The 14,909-nt window shown below is 68.8% G+C and carries 15 protein-coding genes; 12 read left to right on the top strand and 3 right to left on the bottom strand.

Going from position 1 to position 14,909, the window contains the following annotated elements:
* Nucleotides 1–73: 73 nt before the first annotated feature.
* Complete coding sequence (locus QZ670_RS19475) at nucleotides 74–718, top strand: TetR/AcrR family transcriptional regulator (protein ID WP_294258783.1); 645 nt, start codon at nucleotides 74–76, stop codon at nucleotides 716–718.
* 38 nt (nucleotides 719–756) lie between these two features.
* A complete protein-coding gene (locus QZ670_RS19470; protein ID WP_294258782.1) occupies nucleotides 757–1,236 on the top strand; it encodes a hypothetical protein in 480 nt (159 codons plus the stop codon).
* On the opposite strand, the gene QZ670_RS19465 is transcribed toward QZ670_RS19470, so the two are convergent.
* On the bottom strand, nucleotides 1,211–1,738 hold the full coding sequence (locus QZ670_RS19465; protein ID WP_294258779.1) for a DUF177 domain-containing protein: 528 nt from the start codon (nucleotides 1,736–1,738) through the stop codon (nucleotides 1,211–1,213). The two genes, QZ670_RS19470 and QZ670_RS19465, sit on opposite strands and share 26 nt — an antisense overlap.
* Nucleotides 1,735–2,247 carry a ubiquinol-cytochrome C chaperone family protein gene (locus QZ670_RS19460; RefSeq protein WP_294258777.1) on the bottom strand — a complete coding sequence of 171 codons (513 nt, stop codon included), beginning with the start codon at nucleotides 2,245–2,247 and terminating at the stop codon, nucleotides 1,735–1,737. Before QZ670_RS19460 ends, QZ670_RS19465 begins: the two co-directional genes overlap by 4 nt.
* Before the next feature lie 116 nt (nucleotides 2,248–2,363).
* Here QZ670_RS19460 and bamE point away from each other — a divergent pair, with 116 nt between their 5' ends.
* The 7 genes from bamE (at nucleotide 2,364) to QZ670_RS19425 (ending at nucleotide 9,645) form a co-directional block, all read left to right on the top strand.
* Nucleotides 2,364–2,840, top strand: a complete 477-nt coding sequence (gene bamE, locus QZ670_RS19455) for an outer membrane protein assembly factor BamE (protein ID WP_294258774.1) — start codon at nucleotides 2,364–2,366, stop codon at nucleotides 2,838–2,840.
* A gap of 112 nt (nucleotides 2,841–2,952) precedes the next feature.
* Complete coding sequence (locus QZ670_RS19450; RefSeq protein ID WP_294258772.1) at nucleotides 2,953–3,474, top strand: RcnB family protein; 522 nt, start codon at nucleotides 2,953–2,955, stop codon at nucleotides 3,472–3,474.
* A gap of 269 nt (nucleotides 3,475–3,743) precedes the next feature.
* The gene (locus tag QZ670_RS19445; protein WP_365894704.1) at nucleotides 3,744–5,135 is read left to right on the top strand and encodes a glycosyl transferase family protein; all 1,392 of its coding nucleotides are present in this window, start codon (nucleotides 3,744–3,746) and stop codon (nucleotides 5,133–5,135) included.
* Between the two features lie 395 nt (nucleotides 5,136–5,530).
* Complete coding sequence (locus tag QZ670_RS19440; RefSeq protein WP_294258765.1) at nucleotides 5,531–6,160, top strand: hypothetical protein; 630 nt, start codon at nucleotides 5,531–5,533, stop codon at nucleotides 6,158–6,160.
* Nucleotides 6,161–6,231: 71 nt separating this feature from the next.
* The gene (locus tag QZ670_RS19435) at nucleotides 6,232–7,146 is read left to right on the top strand and encodes a sulfite exporter TauE/SafE family protein (RefSeq protein WP_294258763.1); all 915 of its coding nucleotides are present in this window, start codon (nucleotides 6,232–6,234) and stop codon (nucleotides 7,144–7,146) included.
* Between the two features lie 38 nt (nucleotides 7,147–7,184).
* Entirely contained in the window at nucleotides 7,185–7,907 is a 723-nt protein-coding gene (locus QZ670_RS19430; protein WP_294258820.1) for a TIGR02186 family protein, read from the top strand.
* 64 nt (nucleotides 7,908–7,971) lie between these two features.
* Nucleotides 7,972–9,645 (top strand): DUF87 domain-containing protein, encoded by a 1,674-nt coding sequence (locus tag QZ670_RS19425; protein WP_294258761.1) that lies wholly within the window; start codon nucleotides 7,972–7,974, stop codon nucleotides 9,643–9,645.
* A gap of 143 nt (nucleotides 9,646–9,788) precedes the next feature.
* On the opposite strand, the gene QZ670_RS19420 is transcribed toward QZ670_RS19425, so the two are convergent.
* The gene (locus tag QZ670_RS19420; RefSeq protein WP_294258759.1) at nucleotides 9,789–11,267 is read right to left on the bottom strand and encodes a M23 family metallopeptidase; all 1,479 of its coding nucleotides are present in this window, start codon (nucleotides 11,265–11,267) and stop codon (nucleotides 9,789–9,791) included.
* 236 nt (nucleotides 11,268–11,503) lie between these two features.
* Here QZ670_RS19420 and QZ670_RS19415 point away from each other — a divergent pair, with 236 nt between their 5' ends.
* The 3 genes from QZ670_RS19415 to fdxA all read left to right on the top strand — a co-directional run bounded on the left by QZ670_RS19415 (nucleotide 11,504) and on the right by fdxA (nucleotide 14,691).
* Entirely contained in the window at nucleotides 11,504–13,981 is a 2,478-nt protein-coding gene (locus QZ670_RS19415; RefSeq protein WP_294258758.1) for a helicase-related protein, read from the top strand.
* The gene (locus QZ670_RS19410; RefSeq protein WP_294258756.1) at nucleotides 13,974–14,285 is read left to right on the top strand and encodes a S4 domain-containing protein; all 312 of its coding nucleotides are present in this window, start codon (nucleotides 13,974–13,976) and stop codon (nucleotides 14,283–14,285) included. The genes QZ670_RS19415 and QZ670_RS19410 overlap by 8 nt, the downstream gene beginning before the upstream one ends.
* Nucleotides 14,286–14,352: 67 nt before the next feature.
* On the top strand, nucleotides 14,353–14,691 hold the full coding sequence (gene fdxA / locus QZ670_RS19405) for a ferredoxin FdxA (protein ID WP_010545040.1): 339 nt from the start codon (nucleotides 14,353–14,355) through the stop codon (nucleotides 14,689–14,691).
* Nucleotides 14,692–14,909: the final 218 nt, after the last annotated feature.

Below are 14,909 nucleotides of genomic sequence, written 5' to 3'. Positions count from 1 at the left end.
TGTAAGCCGTTGCGGGACGCTATACTGAAACCTGAACCGGGTTTCAACTTGGGATGTGAAGGGGAGGCGGAGCATGGCAGGCGAACGTGGCATTTCAGCCACTTCCATGCCGGAAGGCGGCGAAGCGGCGAGCGACGCCAAGGTGCCGCGCACCGAGCGCGGCCGCCGGACGCTGCGCGCAATCCTCGACGCCGCCGCGGCGGAATTCGGGGAGAAGGGCTTCCACGAAGGCTCGATCAGCGGGATCACGCGGCGTGCGGGCGTCGCGCTGGGCAGCTTCTACACCTATTTCGACTCGAAGGACGCGGTGTTCCGCGCGCTCGTTCGCGACATGAGCGATCAGGTGCGCGAGCATGTCGGCCCGGCGCTGCGCGGCGCGCGCGATCAGATCGATGCCGAACGCGCGGCGCTGCTCGCCTTCATCCGCTTCGCGCGCGAGCATAAGGAAATCTACCGGATCGTCGACGAGGCCGAGTTCGTCGACCCCGCCAGCTTCCGCCACCATTATGCGAGCACCGCCGATCGCATCGCCGCCCGCCTCCGCGCCGCCGCCGAGCGCGGCGAGGTGCGTGATGATGTCGGCGAGATCCACGCCTGGGCGATCATGGGGATGAACGTGTTTCTCGGCCTGCGCTACAGCGTGTGGGACGAAGGCACGCCGCCTGAGGCGATTGCCGACGTGGTCGCGCAGCTTCTGGCGCAGGGGATCGGCCGCTAAGGCTTGCGAAGCCACCGCGAGCGGCTAGTGTGTATTACATGAACAATACGGAGGCTTCCGCGCGCCTGCCTTTTCGGCTTGCGAGCGCAGGGCTGGTTGCAGGGGCCGCAGCCCATGTCCTCGCCTATGCAGGTGGTCCTGCCTGGATGGCGTGGCTCGGCGCACCGCGATCGACCGTCGCGTCGCGGATGGCGGGAAGCTGGCCGGCGCTGGCTGGCACGCTGGGGATTGCTGTCGTGCTGCTAGGCTTTGCTGTCGCGTGCCGGATGCCCGCGCGCACGACCGTGCATCGCTTGATCCTGGCACTGCTCGCCTTGTTGTTCGTCCTGCGCGGCCTGCTGGTGCTTTCCTATTGGGCAGGGCTGCGCGACTGGCGCACGCCGATCGGCCATTTCGTCGTCCGCGGCGAGTCGTTCGCCGCGGGGTCGCTGGTGGTGCTGGCGACCGGGCTGCTGGTGGCGGGCGGGCTGTTCGCCACCCGCCCGCACCGGCTCATTTCTTCGCGAGCAGATCCTTGAGGCCCGCCAGCGCCTTGGTCGGCCCGGCTTCTTCCTCGCTCTTCACCCCGGCTTCGCGCAGCACGTCGGCGGCGCGGGGGCTGCGCGGATAGGGGTCGAGTTCGAGCGCCATCGTCTCCGCCGCGGCTTCGCCCAGGTCGATCGTGCCGCCCGAATAGAAGACGGTGTCGCACTCGTCCTCGGTCAGCTCCACTTCGTCCTCGCCGGTCGTGGTCGGCTCGGGCACGAAGCGGATCGCGAAATCCTGCTCCACCTTGGCGGGCAGCGGATCGCCGGTTACGACGCAGGCTTGCGTCAGCCGCGCCGAGAGGTGCCCGCGCGCGACCACGCCCTGCGCATCGCGGCGCAGATGATAGACGGCCTCCAGCTTCTCGATCGCCTTGAGCCCGAAGCGGGTGCTGAGCGCGGCGCGCTCGGCCTCGTCGGCGGCAATCTGAACGTCGCTTTCGCCGGCGCCGATCTGGTCGAGGCGATGGGGGCGAGAAAATTCTGGGTCGGTCATTCGGGAAGCTCTCCTGCGATTACACGCGCCAGCGGCAGTGCCGCCAGCGCATCGCGAAAGGCGCGCAGCCGCGCCCCGACATGGGTGAGGGCAGCGGGTGCTGGGGCCTCGCCGCGATAAAGGTTGCGGACCAGCGCGGGGCCGAGGTCGCCCTCCGCCAGCCCGCTGCGATAGGCGCCAAGCCGGCCCCCGAGCATGCCCATCATCCGGCCGACATGCTTGCCGACGATGATGTCGCCGATGCCTATCTCGCGCAGCTGGCCGTCCATGTCGTCGATGAAGCATTCCGCCACTGCGGTGCTGGTGGGGATGCCGGCCGGCTCTTCCTCCAGCCGGAGCAGCACCATGCACAGCACCGCCGCGATCATGTCAAAGCGGCCGTCGACCGTGTCCGGCACCGCGCCGTGGGTGTACCAGTGTGGCGCGCGGCCGCGCGCGACGACGCCCGCATAGAGTTGCGGGGCCGTGCCGCGATCGGGCTTGCCGAAGAGCCGCTGGAGCATTCGCATCGCCGTTGTTCGTGCCTTCCTTGGGTGCGACCTTGTTTGGCCGCATTTTGCCGCATATTGAGGCCTTCGGCCCGCGATGCAATCCGGGGGCCGCTCGTGTTTGCCTGGAGATCCTGATGTCGCTTCCCGTTCGCACGCTCGGCACCGCCGCGTTGTTGGTCGTGCTCGGCACCACCGCCTGTACGCCGGTGCGGACGCATCAGGGCTATGTCGTCGATCACGACCTGGTCGCCTCGGTGCAGCCGGGCATCGATACGCGCGACTCGGTGATGCAGACTCTGGGCCACCCCAGCTTCACCAGCCAGTTCAACGAAGGCGAGTGGTTCTACGTCTCGCGCGACAGCAGCAACTTCGCCTTCCGCAATCCGAAGGTGAAGAGCCAGACGACGCTGCGCATCCGCTTCGACCAAGCCGGCAACGTCACCGCCATCGACCAGACCGGCGTCGAGCTTGCCGCCGCGATCGACCCCTATGGCAAGACGACGCCGACTCTGGGGCGTCGCCGCAGCTTCTTCTCCGATCTGTTTGGCAATATCGGCACGGTCGGCGCGCCGGGGGCTGGCGCCGGCGGCGGCGGCAATACCGGCCCGTAGGTTTCTTTCCCGCGGCTGACCGGACCGTTCGCGCAACGTTCAGCGATGCTTGTTCATAGATCCTGACAAGCCGGCCTTCGGGCCGGCGGGTTCGATCAGGATGGAGAAGCATATGACGAAGCTCGTTCCCATCGCCCTGCTGACGGCGATCGCGGCGCCCGCGCTGCTGGTGCCAGCGAGCGCGATGGCGCAGTCGCGCGCCGAGCTGCGCGAGGACCGCCGCGACATTCGCGACGCCGAGCGCGACCTGCGCCGTGCGCAATGGTCGGGCGATCCGCGCCGCATCCACGAGGAACGTCGCGACCTGCGCGAGGCGCACCGCGAATATCGCGAGGACCTGCGCGATCGCGACCGCCGCTGGGCCGAGAATGACTGGCGCGCTTGGCGCGACCGCAACCGCGGCCTCTATGCGCGCGGCGAATGGCGGGCGCCGTTCCGCTATTATCGGTTCCAGCCCGGCGCACGGATCGGCCCGGTTTATTATGGGCAGCGCTACGTGATCGGCGATCCCTGGCGCTACCACCTGCCGCGCCCGGGTCTCTACCAGAGCTGGGTGCGCCACTATAACGACGTCCTGCTCGTCGATACGCGGCGGGGCACCGTAATTCGGGTGGTGCCGGGCTTCTACTGGTAACAAAAAAAACGGCCGCATCGATTCTGTCGATGCGGCCGGTTTCAGGTTGCGGGTTATCCAAGGGATCTGTTGCGCCAGCAGAACGTCGCGCGCGCCTTTAGGTTCCCAGAAGAGATACAACCGAATTGGTGCCGTTCTTTGGGCAAATTCGATTGCCGAAGAAGGGTTTGCGCCATTCCTTTGCCGGTTCCTGAAACGTTCGGGTTGCTCTGGCTGCATTTCCTCGCAAACATGCTGACGTCCGATTCGGATGCATCGCCCGGGGGGGAATGCTGATGGCACTGAGTATCCTTGATGCTGCCACGCGCGAACTTACCTTATTCGCGGCGATATTTCTTGCCATCGGTGGTGTGGACGATTGCATCATCGATGCACTTTTTCTTTTTGCTAGTATCGCAGGACGTACGGGAAGGCGGCAGCTGACTGGCGGAAGGCCGGGCACGCTAGCGGAACAACGCTTCGCTGTCTTCGTGCCGGCCTGGGACGAATCGGCGGTGATCGCGCCCATGTTGCGGTCGATGATCTGCCGATGGGGTGACGGCCCGTACCGCATCTATGTGGGCACCTATCCCAACGATCCGGCAACCATCGCGGCGGTGCTCTCCCTGGAGGCGGACTCCTCGCGCGTACGACTGGTGATAGGGGCGCGTCCCGGCCCGACGACCAAGGCGGATTGCCTCAATGCGCTATGGGCCGCGCTGGAGCGCGACGAGGCTGCTGAGGGGAATGACTTTACGGCGGTGGTGCTGCACGACGCGGAAGATGTGGTGCACCCGCAGGAACTCGCCGTCTATGCCGGCTGGATTGGCACGCACGGCGCCGTTCAGCTGCCTGTCACGCCGCTCTGCCAGCCGGGGTCGCGGCTCGTCTCCGGGCACTATCTCGACGAGTTCGCCCAGTCGCACGGCGCGACGCTGCTGGTGCGGCAGATGCTGGGGGCCGGCCTACCGCTCGCCGGGGTAGGCTGCGCCATCCGCTGCGACGTGCTGCGCCGGATCGCCGAGGTGCGCGGGATGCCCTTCGATGCGACGAGCCTCACAGAGGATTACGAACTCGGCCTCAGCCTGCGGGCGCTGGGCACGCGCTGCGCCTTCGTCCGCGTGCCCGAACGCCCGGGTGGGCCGCCGGTGGCCGTTCGCGCCTATTTTCCGGCTACGATATCGGCGGCGGTACGGCAAAAGGCGCGCTGGATGGCGGGTATCGCGCTGGCCGGATGGGATCGCACGGGCTGGGCACGCCCCTGGGACCTCGGCGATCACTGGATGCGGATGCGCGATCGGCGGGTGACGCTGGCGATGCCGGTACTCGCCATCGCCTATGCCGCGCTGGTCTGCTGGGGGCTCTCGGTGGCGTGCCATGCGCTGACGGGTAGCCCGGCGCCGGTCCAGGATCGCGTGCTCGAGCGGCTGGTGGCGCTCAACCTGCTGCTGCTCGGCTGGCGGCTGGTGATGCGCACCGCGCTGGTCACGCATCTTCATGGGTGGCGTGAGGGGTGCTGGGCCGTGCCCCGGATGGTGGTCGGCAACATTATCGGGCTGCTCGCCGCGCGGCGGGCGCTGTGGATCTATGTCGGTCTGCTCGCAGGCGGCCCGCTGCGCTGGGACAAGACGGCGCACCAGTTCCCTAGCGGGGCATTCGATCCGCAATCGGTCGTTGCATGAACCGGGCGGGCCGCGGCAGACCGCTGCGGTTCGTCGGTTTCGTCGGGCTGGGCTGGATCGGGGTGCGATGCGTGCTGTTGTGGCCGCCGGCGACAAACACCGCTTCTGCGGTGACCCATCCGATATCTGGCAGCACGCTACTGGCGCCCCGTCTCGTGCAACGGACAGCCGCCCGCGCGCCTGATCTTGGGCTGCCGAAGCGCCGGTCCCCGCCACGGGCATCGGTGGGGTTCGCCGGCACGGGGATCCTGGGGCGCCAAGCGCCGCGATCGACCCTCGATCCCCATGCGGCGTCGCCGACGCCGCTCGGATCCGAAGGTGCCGGTACGGTGTCGGCGCCGGCGGAGGCCGCACAGGCTTTCCCGGGGACCTGGGCAGGCCCGCTCGCCCGGTCCATGCCGTCGCGGTGGAGCGGCAGCGCCTGGTTCGTGCTTCGGCCCGGCCAAGGCATTGGCGCGGCGCCGGCGGCAGGGCAGCTCGGCGGCAGCCAATATGGTGTGCGGGTGGTGCGTACGCTCGACCGGCGGGGCAGGCTGGCGGCGATCGGCCGTATCGCCGGGCCGCTGCGCGGGAAGGGGGCGGAACTCGCGCTGGGGTTCGAGTGGCAGCCCGCCCGTCTCCCGCTGCGGATCTCCGTTGAAGAGCGATTCGGCGTGGACGGCATCCCTGGCGGGCCGGGGCTCGGCGCGGCCGCCGGCGTGACCCGCGACGACACGCGGTTTCGGCTGGAAGCCTATGGCCAGGCGGGCGCGATCCTCCGCGCGCGACTGGAACCTTATGCCGATGGTGCGCTGCGGCTGACCCGGACCGTCGCTCAAACGCGGGCCGCGGCGCTTGGGGTGGGTATCGGCACCTGGGGTGCTGCGCAGCGCGGGGTGCAGCGGCTCGATATCGGTCCGACGCTGGTCACGAGCGTGCCGATCGGTGCGTTGCAGGCGCGCATCGCGCTCGACTGGCGGCAGCGGATTGCCGGCAATGCCCGGCCGGGCTCGGGCGTTGCGCTCACCCTCGGCAGCGATTTCTGAGCCGAGCGCCGCCCAGATCCCCACCTTCTCCCTTTCGCAAAGCCGCACAAACCGGCTAGGCCTAGGGCTGCATGGATCTGTACCTTCCCATCGCCAACCTTTCGGTCAACGCGCTCGTGATCGTGGCGTTGGGGCTGGGCGTGGGGCTGCTCTCGGGCATGTTCGGGGTAGGCGGCGGGTTCCTCACCACGCCGCTGCTGATCTTCTACGGCATCCCGCCCACCGTCGCCGCGGCCTCGGCGGCGAGCCAGGTGACCGGCGCCAGCGTCTCCGGCGTGTTCGCGCATCTCCGCCGCAACGGTGTCGACGTGCAGATGGGGGCGGTGCTGGTCACCGGCGGCATCCTGGGCAGCCTGATCGGGGCATGGCTGTTCAAGCTGCTCCAGGCGAGCGGCCAGATCGACGTGGTGATCGGCATTCTCTACGTCGTCCTGCTCGGCTCGATCGGGGGGCTGATGGCCAAGGAGTCGGTCGGCGCGATCCGGGTCTCGCGCGGCGCCCGCCCGCCCAGGGCCCGCAAGCGGCGGCATCACCCGCTGGTCGCGGCGCTGCCCTTCCGCTGGCGCTTCTATGCCTCGGGTCTCTACATTTCGCCCCTGGCGCCGCTGCTGCTCGGCATGTTTACCGGCGTGCTGACGATGCTGCTGGGCGTGGGCGGCGGCTTCATCCTGGTGCCGGCGATGCTCTACATCCTCGGCATGGGCACGCAGACGGTGGTCGGCACCTCGCTGTTCCAGACGCTGTTCACCACCGCGGTGGCGACGATGGTCCATGCGACGACGACCAAGGCGGTCGATATCGTGCTCGCGATCCTGCTGCTGCTGGGCTCGGTGATCGGCGCGCAGCTCGGCGCGCGCTTTGCCGCCAAGGCCAGGCCCGAATATCTGCGGCTGCTGCTCGCGGTGATCGTGCTGCTGGTTGCGGCGCGGATGCTGGCCGGCCTCGCCTGGCGGCCGGACGAGATCTATTCGGTGGCTGCAGCGTGAGGCGGGCGGGGGCGCTGGCGCTGCTCGCACCTCTGCTGATGGGGCAGGCCAAGCCCGAACTGGTGCCCGACGTCTCCCAGCGCGACATCGAGATCGCCTACAGCTTCACCGGCGCCGAACTGCTGCTGTTTGGCGCGATCCTCTATCCTGGTGGTCGCGCGCCGGGCGAGGGCGAGCGGCCGGCCGACATCGTCGTGGTGATCAAGGGGCCGACCGAATCGGTGGTCGTCCGCGAAAAGTCGAAGATCGCGGGGATCTGGGTGAACGCCGCGCAGATGCGCTACCGCTCGGCGCCGAGCTTCTATGCGATGGCCTCGTCGCGGCCGATTCGCCAATTGGTCGACGAGCGCACGCGGGCGATCTACGAGCTGGGGCTGGACAGCCTGCAGCTCTCCCCCGCCTCGGGCGCGGCACCGCAGATCCAGGAGCGCTTCGACCGCGGTTTCGTCGAGCTGAAGCGCCGCAACGGGCTGTTTTACGAGGCGCCGGGCGCGGTCGAGATTACCGGCGGCGTGCTCTACCGCGCGCGGCTGACCATCCCGGCGCGCGTGCCGGTGGGGCGCTTCACCGCCGAAACTTTCCTGATCCGGGACGGCCGCGTGTTGGCGGCGGCGGTGCGGCCGATCGAGATCCGCAAATCGGGGTTCGAGCGCTTCGTCGCGACCAGCGCGGACCGTAATGCCATTGCCTATGGCTTGGTAGCGGTGGGCGTCTCCTTCCTGTTCGGTTGGGGCGCGGGCGCGCTCTGGCGCCGCTTCTGAGGGCGCACACCTAAAATTTACCCCAGCCTGCGCATGCTGCTCCCGCCTTTTTGGGGGATGCACGATGGAAGGCCAGTTTCGCGTCGGCGAGTTCGAGAGTGAAGCGACCGGTGGCGGTCTTCCGGGAGCGCGCGTGCCCGGTGCCGCCCGCGCGATCGGTGCGGTGTTCGAGATCGCCGGATCGTCGAGCCAGGTGCTGCTCGACCTCGCCGAACTCGATATGCTCGCCGGCAGCGGCGATGCTGCGCTCGCCAATGCCGGGCAGGTGGGCGGCCAGGTCAAGATCCGGGTCGGCAGTGCCTGGTTGATCGCCAGCATCCGGACCGCGCGGCTTGATCCCTCGGGCGCGCGGGTTTCCGCCGCGATCGATTTCCTCGGCGAAGGCGACGAGGAGAAGCTTACCGGCAAGCTCTACCGCTTCCGCCGCGGCGTCACTCGCTATCCGACGCCGGGCGCCGAGGTTTTCCCGGTCACCACCGCCGACCTGCGCCAGATCTACGCCGCCGACGAGCGCCCGCATATCGAGATCGGCACCGTCTACCCGACCAGGGACATCCGCGCCGCCCTCTATGTCGACGCGATGCTCGGCAAGCATTTCGCGCTGCTCGGTTCCACCGGCACCGGCAAGTCGACGTCGGCGGCGCTGATCCTCCACCGGATCTGCGAGCTGGCACCGCAGGGCCATGTCGTGATGATTGATCCGCACGGCGAATATGGCAGTGCCTTCCAGCACAATGGCGCGCTGTTCGACGTGTCGAACCTGCAGCTCCCCTATTGGCTGATGAACTTCGAGGAACATTGCGAGGTGTTCCTCACCAGCGCGGGTAGCGATCGGCAGGTGGACGCCGACATTCTCGCCAAGTGCCTGCTCGCCGCGCGCTCGAAGAACCGGATCGGGCAGGAGATCGGCAAGCTCACCGTCGACGCGCCGGTGCCCTATCTGCTCTCCGACCTTACCAACGCGCTCACGCTTGAAATGGGCAAGATGGACAAGGCGACCGACACGGCGCCCTATCTCCGCCTCAAGAGCAAGATCGACGAGGTGAAAGGCGATCCGCGCTATGCCTTCATGTTCTCGGGCATGCTGGTGGCGGATACGATGGCGGCGTTCCTGTCGCGCATTTTCCGCCTGCCCGGCGAAGGCAAGCCGATCTCGATCATCGACGTGTCGGGAGTGCCCAACGAGATCACGAGCGTGGTGGTCGCGGTGCTCAGCCGGATGGTGTTCGATTATGCGATCTGGTCGCGCGGCGAGGCCAAGCGGCCGGTGTTGCTCGTCTGCGAGGAGGCGCACCGCTATGTCCCCAACGAGCGCAATGCCGATGGCTCATCGGTGGGGCGGATTCTTAGCCGCATCGCCAAGGAAGGGCGCAAATACGGCGTGTCGCTGGGCCTGATCACGCAGCGGCCGTCGGACCTCGCCGAAGGCGTGCTCTCCCAGTGCGGCACCATCCTGTCGATGCGGCTCAACAACGAGCGCGACCAGGCGTTCGTCCGCGCGGCGATGCCGGAAGGCGCGCGCGGCTTCCTCGACGCAATCCCGGCGTTGCGAAATCGGGAATGCATCGCGGTGGGCGAGGGCGTGGCGACGCCGGTGCGGCTGCTGTTCGACGACCTCGACCCTGCCAAGCGTCCGGCCTCGGACGACCCGCTCTTCTCCGAGCTGTGGCGCGAGGTCGGCGGCGAAGAGGCGATGCTGGAGCGGACGATCCGCCGTTGGCGCTCGCAGGGGCGGTAAGGCACCCCTTTCCCCCAACCATCGTCATTCCCGCGAAGGCGGGAATCCATTGGCTGAGTCGGTGCGGCTCTTGCTTTGGCAGCACGGCGAATGGATCCCCGCCTCCGCGGGAATGACGCGGGGTTTGTTGCCCACGAAGTAGCTTACTCTGCCGCGTCCCTCTGGACGCCGTGGCCTACGGGGACCGCCATCAGGCCGTGCAACTTTGCCCGGAACGCACCCAGCGCCCCGCCGGTCAGCCGCCGAACCGATGTAAACGACACCGCGCGCGGGTTGACTGCCTGGCCGTTGCGTGTCGTCTCGAAATGCAGGTGCGGGCCAGTCGACAGGCCCGAATTGCCGCTGCGGCCGATCTGCTGGCCCTTGCGCACCGACTGACCCGGACGGACCATCACCTTGCTCAGATGCGCATAGCCGGTGGCAAAGCCGCCGCCATGGTCGATCCGCACGAGATTGCCATAGCCCGAGGCGCCGCCCGCGACGCGGACTACCCCGTCGACTGCGGCGAAAACCGGCGAGCCATAGGGTGCGGCGATGTCGATGCCCTTGTGCATCCGGGTGAAGCCCAGGATCGGGTGCATCCGCATGCCGAACGCCGACGAGAAACGGCCGTTGACCGGCATGGTCATCATGCCGGTCTTGCTGCCGGTGCCGCTGGCGTCGAACCATTCGGTCTTGCCGTCGTTCTCCCAGGGAGCGAGCTGGACACCGTTCGCGCAGCCGGTGACGCCGGCATACATCAGCTGGCCATACTGGACCTCGCCGGTGGCGGCGCGCGCCTGGCCGAGGATCAGGTCGAACTTGCACGACGAGCCCAGCTTCGACACCGACACTCGGCTGGCCAGCGTGCGCAGGAAGGTCTCCACCGCCTTGGCGGGTGCGCCGGCGGCGCGGGCGGAGCGGTAAAGGCTCGATCCGATCAGCCCCTGCACGCGCAGCGGCGTATGGTCGATCGCGATCGGGATGGACTTGATCGCCAGCGCGGCGCCGGTGCGGACCACTTCGATCCGGCGATCGAAGGCCGCGCGGAAGGCGAGCTTCTCGAGCGGGCGCGGCTGCGACTTGTCGACGCGGCGGCCCAGCGTCATTTCCAGCACCGTGTTGCGCTGGATCTGGCCGAGCGGCATCGCGCCCGACACCAGGTTCGCGACGATCCCCGCATCCGCTTCGCCCACGCCCGAGCGCTGCAGCACGCCGCGCAGCATGGTGCCGCTGGCGAGCCGTGCCTCATGCTCGATGATCGGGCGTTCCGGCGTATCCGTGAGCGGCTTGACCAGGCCGGTCGCGGCAACATGGACGCCGGTGCGCGATCCCTTGGCCAGCGGCGCGATCGCCTGCGCCTGCTGGGCCTGTTCGGCCTCGCCGGTCAGCGGGGCGGGGACGATGCCCGTAATCGGCCGGTCGAAGCCCGGCGACAGCATCCAGGTGGCGGCGCACAGCGCGGCGCAGGTCGCGGCACCGCGAAACCAGGTCGGCGAGCCGATATCGGCGCCAAGATCGGGGACGAGGTCGAGCGTCGCCAGCCGCTTGCCGATCCGCGTGGGAACGACGGCCGGGATCGCGCGCGCCAGGCCACCGCCGCCACCGGCCAGGCCCGAGCCATGATCGTCGCGAAAGAACAAGCCGTGCTGCCCCTAAGACCCGATTGCGCGCGGCAAGAAGCAGCGCGTCCATCGAATCACTCTGGAATCACGGTCTTAAAGTCAAATTAAGTTTGCCACCCGGTGACACCGCACGCGTTCACCCGTGCAACGGCTGCGATGAAACGGCCGAATCGGGCGCAACCGCCACGAAGTCGTGGAAAAGCGCGGCCAAGGAGTTGCCTAATGCCGCGCGGGCGCCGATCTTGGGTGTCGACATGAGCCAGTTCTCCCGTTCGCCCGTCACGGCAGTGCTGGGGCCCACCAATACCGGCAAGACCCACCTCGCCGTCGAGCGGATGTGCGGCCATGCCAGCGGCATGATCGGCTTCCCGCTGCGGTTGCTGGCGCGCGAGGTGTATGACCGCGTCGTCCGGATGAAGGGCCCCACCGAAGTCGCGCTGATCACCGGCGAGGAGAAGATCCTGCCGCCCAAGGCGCGCTGGTTCTGCTGCACGGCGGAGAGCATGCCGCTGGAGCGCGAGACCGCGTTCGTGGCGCTCGACGAGGCGCAGCTCGGCGCCGATCCGGAGCGCGGCCATGTCTTCACCGATCGCCTGCTGCGCGCCCGCGGCCGCGAGGAGACGATGCTCCTCGGCTCCGACAGCCTGCGGCCGATGCTCAAGGCGCTGGTGCCCGAGGCGGAGATCGTCGGGCGGCCGCGCTTCTCGACGCTCAGCTATGCGGGTGCCAAGAAGCTTTCCCGCCTGCCGCGCCGCTCGGCGATCGTCGCCTTCTCGGCCGAGGAAGTCTATGCCGTGGCCGAGGCGCTGCGGCGCTTGCGCGGCGGCGCGGCGGTGGTGATGGGGGCGTTGTCCCCGCGTACCCGCAACGCCCAGGTGGCGATGTTTCAGGCGGGCGAGGTCGATTATCTCGTCGCCACCGATGCGATCGGCATGGGGCTGAACATGGACGTGCACCATGTCGCTTTCGCCTCGCTCCACAAGTTCGACGGGCGCCGCCAGCGCCGGCTGACCATCGCCGAGATGGCGCAGATCGCTGGCCGCGCCGGTCGCCACCAGAAGGACGGCACCTTCGGCGCGCTCCATGCGGAGGGTCCAAGCGCCTTCACCCCCGAGGAGGTGCTGGCGATCGAGGGGCACCAGGTGCCCAGGCTCGAGCATCTCTACTGGCGCGAGGGCGAGCCCGACTTCGACAGCATCGATGCGCTGATCGGCAGCCTCGAGCGCAAGCCCGAGGCCGAGGTGCTGCGCGCCGCGCCGCAGGCGACCGATCTCGCCGTGCTCAAGCGGCTGGCCGAGGAAAGCTGGGTACGCGATCGCGTCCGGCATCCCAGGATGGTCGCGCGGCTCTGGGCGGCGTGCGGGCTGCCCGATTTCCGCAAGCTCGGCGTCGATCCGCATGCTCGCTTCGTAGGGCGACTGTTCGGGCATCTCTCCGAGGGGCGCGGGCATGTGCCGCACCAATGGTTCGCCGACGAGATCCAGCGGCTCGACAATATGGGCGGCGATGTCGAGACGCTTGCCGGGCGCATCGCCGCCGCACGCAGCTGGGCCTATATCGCCCACCGCGCCGACTGGCTGGAGCAGCCCGCCCACTGGGCCGAGCGCACCCGCGCGATCGAGGAAAAGCTGTCCGACGCGCTCCACGCCAGCCTCACCCAGCGCTTCGTCGACAAGCGTACCACGGTGCTGCTCCGCCAGATCGGTGCGGACGCCTCCAACCTGCCGGTGACGATCGGCCCCGAGGGCGAGGTGAGCGTCGAAGAGCATCCGCTCGGCACGCTGCAGGGCTTCCGCTTCACCGTCGCCGCCGAAGCGCGCGCGGGCGACAAACGGATGCTGCTCGCCGCCGCCGAGAAGCGGCTGGCAGGCGAATATCGTCGTCGCGGCGCGGCGCTCGCCGAGGCGCCAGATGCGGAACTGGCGCAGCTCGGCACCGCGATCCACTGGCGCGGGCACGATGTCGCCTTGCTGAAGCCCGGCGCGAACCTGGTGCGCCCGCGCGTGCAGCTCGATCGCGCGCTCGACGTACTCGATCCGCAGGCCAAGGTGGCCGTGCAGGCGCGGCTGGAGCGCTGGTTCGCCGAGCGGGTCGCGGCCGATCTGCCGGTGCTCGCCAAGCTCGACGCGATCACCCGCGAGGAAGCGGCGGGGGCGCCGTTGCGTGCGCTCGCCAACGCGCTGCTCGAACAGGGCGGCTTGCTGCCGCGGCGGGCGGCGGGCGCGATGCTGGAAGCGCTGGACGGCCCCGCGCGTCACCGCCTCCGCAAGATCGGCTTGACGATCGGCACGCTCGACGTGTTCGCACCGTCGCTGCTCAAGCCGCGTGCCGCCGCCCGGCGCCGCGCGCTGCTGGGGCTGGAGCAGGGGCCGCCCGACGCCGCCGTGGTGCTGGCCCGCGATGCCAAGGGTGCGGATCTCGTCCACGGCTTCCGCCCGTTCGGCGCGCAGGCCGTCCGCGTGGACCTGGTCGAGCGCATCGCGCGCGCGGCGCATGAGGCGCGGCAGGGGCGCAAGCCCTTCGCCCCCGATCCGGCGCTCGCCACCTCGATCGGACTCAAGCCGGAGACGATCGCGCGGCTGATGGCGCAGCTCGGCTTCCGCACCGCGCGCGGCGATGCCGATGCGCCGCAGCGCTGGATCTGGCAGGGCCTCACCCCGCTCGCCAAGCCCAAGCCGGTGGCGGTGCCCGGCAATGCCTTCGCGGCGCTGGCAGCGCTCCGCAATGGCTGAGGCTTCGGGGCATGGGCCCGCGATGCGCCTCGATCGCTTCCTCTGGTATGCGCGGATCGTGAAGACCCGCAGCGCGGCGCAGGCCTTGTGCGAGAAAGGGCTGCTGCGGATCGACGGCCGTCGGGTGGAGCGCTCCGCCGCCTCGGTGCGGGTGGGATCGATTCTCGCCTTCCCGATCCAGGGCAAGGTGCGCGTGCTGCGCGTCGAGGCGCTGCCCATCCGGCGCGGCCCGCCGGGCGAGGCGCGGCTGTGCTATGAGGATCTCGTGACCGATCGGGACGTTCAGCCTCCGTCCGATGATTGACGTGCGCGCCGCACGCGCATAGCAGGGCCCCCGCATTGATCGTTCGCAACCAAGGACCGTTTCCCCAATGACCTATGTCGTCACCGACGCATGCATCCGGTGCAAGTACATGGACTGTGTCGAGGTCTGTCCGGTCGACTGTTTCTACGAAGGCGAGAACATGCTCGTCATCAACCCGAACGAATGCATCGATTGCGGCGTCTGCGAACCGGAATGCCCGGCCGAGGCGATCCTGCCCGACACCGAGAACGGCCTCGAGAAGTGGCTGGAGCTCAACCGCACCTATTCGGAGCAGTGGCCCAACATCACAACCAAGGGCGAAGCGCCCGCCGATGCCGACGCGATGAAGGCCGAGACCGACAAGTTCGACAAATATTTCTCGCCGAACCCCGGCTCGGGCGACTGAGGCGCCGGGGCGGCGCCCGCCCCGCCGGCCATGGCCCCGAAATGGTGCAGGGCGCAGGGATTTATGCGCCTTTCGCGTGACCTTTCACTGGTAATTTTATTACGAGCGTGTTAAATAGCGCCCGACGAAGGCAAGGACTCGCCTTCGCCCGGAGACGCTAGCGTATGCCCCGTGTTCCCTCGTCCGCCGCGCCCCGCGCGCTTGGGCGGGATCCGCAA

Source organism: uncultured Sphingomonas sp., assembly GCF_913774285.1.
GTDB lineage: Bacteria > Pseudomonadota > Alphaproteobacteria > Sphingomonadales > Sphingomonadaceae > Sphingomonas.
This window is presented reverse-complemented; position numbering and strand designations above follow the sequence as displayed.

Coding starts and splice junctions, on each gene's coding strand:
- QZ670_RS19475 (WP_294258783.1), top strand. CDS start 74: ATGGCAGGCGAACGTGGCATTTCAGCCACTTCCATGCCGGAAGGCGGC.
- QZ670_RS19470 (WP_294258782.1), top strand. CDS start 757: ATGAACAATACGGAGGCTTCCGCGCGCCTGCCTTTTCGGCTTGCGAGC.
- QZ670_RS19465 (WP_294258779.1), bottom strand. CDS start 1,738: ATGACCGACCCAGAATTTTCTCGCCCCCATCGCCTCGACCAGATCGGC.
- QZ670_RS19460 (WP_294258777.1), bottom strand. CDS start 2,247: ATGCGAATGCTCCAGCGGCTCTTCGGCAAGCCCGATCGCGGCACGGCC.
- bamE (WP_294258774.1), top strand. CDS start 2,364: ATGTCGCTTCCCGTTCGCACGCTCGGCACCGCCGCGTTGTTGGTCGTG.
- QZ670_RS19450 (WP_294258772.1), top strand. CDS start 2,953: ATGACGAAGCTCGTTCCCATCGCCCTGCTGACGGCGATCGCGGCGCCC.
- QZ670_RS19445 (WP_365894704.1), top strand. CDS start 3,744: ATGCTGATGGCACTGAGTATCCTTGATGCTGCCACGCGCGAACTTACC.
- QZ670_RS19440 (WP_294258765.1), top strand. CDS start 5,531: ATGCCGTCGCGGTGGAGCGGCAGCGCCTGGTTCGTGCTTCGGCCCGGC.
- QZ670_RS19435 (WP_294258763.1), top strand. CDS start 6,232: ATGGATCTGTACCTTCCCATCGCCAACCTTTCGGTCAACGCGCTCGTG.
- QZ670_RS19430 (WP_294258820.1), top strand. CDS start 7,185: ATGGGGCAGGCCAAGCCCGAACTGGTGCCCGACGTCTCCCAGCGCGAC.
- QZ670_RS19425 (WP_294258761.1), top strand. CDS start 7,972: ATGGAAGGCCAGTTTCGCGTCGGCGAGTTCGAGAGTGAAGCGACCGGT.
- QZ670_RS19415 (WP_294258758.1), top strand. CDS start 11,504: ATGAGCCAGTTCTCCCGTTCGCCCGTCACGGCAGTGCTGGGGCCCACC.
- QZ670_RS19410 (WP_294258756.1), top strand. CDS start 13,974: ATGGCTGAGGCTTCGGGGCATGGGCCCGCGATGCGCCTCGATCGCTTC.
- fdxA (WP_010545040.1), top strand. CDS start 14,353: ATGACCTATGTCGTCACCGACGCATGCATCCGGTGCAAGTACATGGAC.